Annotated in this window: 3 protein-coding genes; 2 read left to right on the top strand and 1 reads right to left on the bottom strand. The window is 67.2% G+C overall.

The features are described 5' to 3' along the window. Window positions 1-102: 102 nt before the first annotated feature. Together AC1VAN_RS17045 and xth are read left to right on the top strand one after the other, a co-directional pair. Entirely contained in the window at window positions 103-1,512 is a 1,410-nt protein-coding gene (locus tag AC1VAN_RS17045; protein ID WP_442251890.1) for a coniferyl aldehyde dehydrogenase, read from the top strand. Window positions 1,513-1,779: 267 nt separating this feature from the next. Beyond that, window positions 1,780-2,547, top strand: coding sequence for an exodeoxyribonuclease III (gene xth, locus AC1VAN_RS17040; protein ID WP_032976774.1), 768 nt, complete (start codon window positions 1,780-1,782; stop codon window positions 2,545-2,547). Between the two features lie 72 nt (window positions 2,548-2,619). Here xth and AC1VAN_RS17035 read toward each other — a convergent pair whose 3' ends face one another. Continuing rightward, window positions 2,620-2,871, bottom strand: a complete 252-nt coding sequence (locus AC1VAN_RS17035) for a GlsB/YeaQ/YmgE family stress response membrane protein (protein WP_025878785.1) — start codon at window positions 2,869-2,871, stop codon at window positions 2,620-2,622. Window positions 2,872-2,885 lie beyond the last annotated feature (14 nt).

Raw genomic sequence — 2,885 nt, 5'->3', positions numbered from 1 at the left:
CCGCTGGCCGGCAACTGCACGATGTCTGCCGGAGATCCATGAGGCTGCCGGCCAGCGGCCGGCACTACCATTACATTGCAGAGCACGCCGTATAGTCGGCCCATGACCACCACCGCCCCAGCCGACCTCCCCGTCATCCTGCACAACCTGCGCAGCGCCTGGCAGGCCCAGCGTCCTTCGCTGGACCAGCGCGAAGCCGACCTGCGTCGCCTGCGCGCGGCGTTGAAGGACCGCATGGACGAAATGGCTGCGGCCATCGCCGAGGACTTCGGCCATCGTGCCCACGTGGAATCAAAGCTGGCCGACGGCATGAGCGTGCTGTCGGCCATCGACCACCTGCGTCGCCACCTGCGGCGCTGGTCGAAGCCGCAGCGGGTGGGCGCCGGCTGGCGACTGTGGCCAGCCCGCGCGCAGCTGCGGCCGATGCCGCTGGGTGTGGTCGGGGTGATCTCGCCGTGGAATTATCCGGTCACGCTGGCGTTGGTGCCGCTGGCCACCGCGATTGCCGCTGGCAACCATGTGCTGTTGAAGCCTTCGGAGCACACCCCGCGCACCAGCGCGTTCCTGGCCGATCTGCTGGCCAGCGTGTTCCCGCCCGATCGTGTGTCGGTGGTGCAGGGTGACGCGGACGTGGCCGCGGCGGTGTCTTCGCTACCGCTGGACCACCTCGTGTTCACCGGTTCCACCGCGGTCGGCCGCAAGGTGATGGCGGCGGCGGCGGAGCATCTGGTGCCGCTGACGCTGGAACTGGGCGGCAAGTCGCCGGCGATCGTCTGCCGCGATTTCCCGCTGGACAAAGCCGCCGCGCGGTTGGCCACCGGCAAGTGGTTCAATGCCGGCCAGACCTGCATCGCGCCGGATTACGTGCTGATCGACAGCGTGCGCCAGCGTGAGTTCGTGCAGGCGCTGCAGCAGCAGGTGCGCGAGCGCTATGGTGATTTCAGCGATGCCGATGATTACACGCGAATCATCAACGAGGGCCAGTACCGGCGCCTGCAGGGCTATCTGGCGCAGGCCCGCGAACGCGGGGTGCCGGTGATTCCGCTGGCGCAGGTGGATGACGCGCGCGCYGATCGCGAGCGGCTGCTGGTGCCGTCCGTGGTGCTGGACCCGCCGGATGACCTGGACCTGATGCGCGATGAGATCTTCGGCCCGATCCTGCCGGTGCGCGCCTATCCGGACCTGGATGCGGCRCTGGCCGACATCGTGGCCCGCGACCGGCCGCTGGCGCTGTATCCCTTCAGCCACGACACGGCCACGGTGGAGCGCATTCTCGGCCAGGTGCTGGCCGGCGGGGTCACGGTCAACGACACCCTGCTGCACTTCGCCGCCGATGGCTTGCCGTTTGGTGGGGTGGGCGCCAGTGGCATGGGGGCGTACCACGGGCGGGCCGGGTTTGATGCGATGAGCAAGCTGTTGCCGGTGCTGTGGCAGTCGCGCTGGGCGGCCAGTGATCGGCTGCGGCCGCCGTATTCGAAGATTGCGGGGTTGTTGAAACTGCTGCTTCGGTGAATCCAGGCAGTGCGTGCACCAGTGGTAGTGCCGTGCGCTGGCCGGCAGGTGCAGGGTCTTGCCGGAAGGGTCATCGGGTTGCCGGCCAGCGGCCGGCACTACCGGTAGGGRCCAACCCGTGCGGCCGGTTCCGGTAGGGGCCAACCTTGGTTGGCGCGCGTGAACCCCAAGCGCCGACCAAGGTCGGCCTCTACGAAGGCAACAGCGGGAAGCAAAGCGCCGACCAAGGTCGGCCTCTACCAAAGCCCACCCGGGTAGAATGCCCGCATGAAAATCGCCTCGTGGAACGTCAATTCGCTCAATGTCCGCCTGCCGCACCTGGAGCAGTGGCTCAAGGACTTCGGCCCGGACATCGTCGGCATCCAGGAAACCAAGCTGGAGGACCACAAGTTCCCGGACTCGGCGCTGGTCGCCGCCGGTTACCGCAGCGTGTTCGCCGGGCAGAAGACCTACAACGGCGTGGCGCTGGTGTCGCGCGAGCCGGCACAGGACGTGCAGATCGGCATTCCCGGCTTCGAGGACGAGCAGAAGCGGGTCATCGCCGGCACCTTCGGCGACCTGCGGGTGATCAACCTGTACGTGGTCAACGGCCAGGACGTGGGCACCGACAAGTACGAGTACAAGCTGCGCTGGCTGGAGGCGGTGCACGCGTGGATCGCCGAAGAACTGCAGCGGCATCCGAAGCTGATCGTGATGGGCGACTTCAACATCGCCCCCGATGCGCGCGACGTGCATGACCCGGAGGTGTGGAACGACAACCACATCCTGACCTCCACTGCCGAGCGCGGCGCACTGAACAAGCTGCTGCAGCTGGGCCTGCACGATGGCTTCCGCCTGCACAACGATGAGGCCGGCACCTTCAGCTGGTGGGACTACCGCGCAGCGGGTTTCCGCCGCAACCTCGGTCTGCGCATCGACCTCACCCTGGTCTCCGATGCGCTGAAGGGCACTGCGGTGGCCTCGGGCATCGACCGCGAGCCGCGCACCTGGGAACGTCCCAGCGATCATGCGCCGGCGTGGGTGGAATTGGGTTGAACGAACGGGGCCCGGCGATTGCCGGGCCCGTTGCGATGCATCTGCCGGCCAGCGGCCGGCACTACCGCCGCGTCAGCGTATGCTCTTGCGGGTGAACAGGTTGACGATGGCCAGAAGAATCACCGCGCCGATCAGCGAGAACAGGAACGTGCGCAGGGTGATCGCTTCATTGATGCCGCCGCCGAACAGCCAGCCGGAAATCAGTGCGCCGACGATGCCCACCACGATGTTGAGGATGATGCCCTGCTGGCCATCGCGCTTCATGATGATGCTTGCCAGCCAGCCGACGATGCCGCCGACGATCAGCCAGATGATGATGCCCATGATCGACTCTCCGG

The organism is Stenotrophomonas sp. 05L44_2 (genome assembly GCF_056665995.1).
This window is presented reverse-complemented; position numbering and strand designations above follow the sequence as displayed.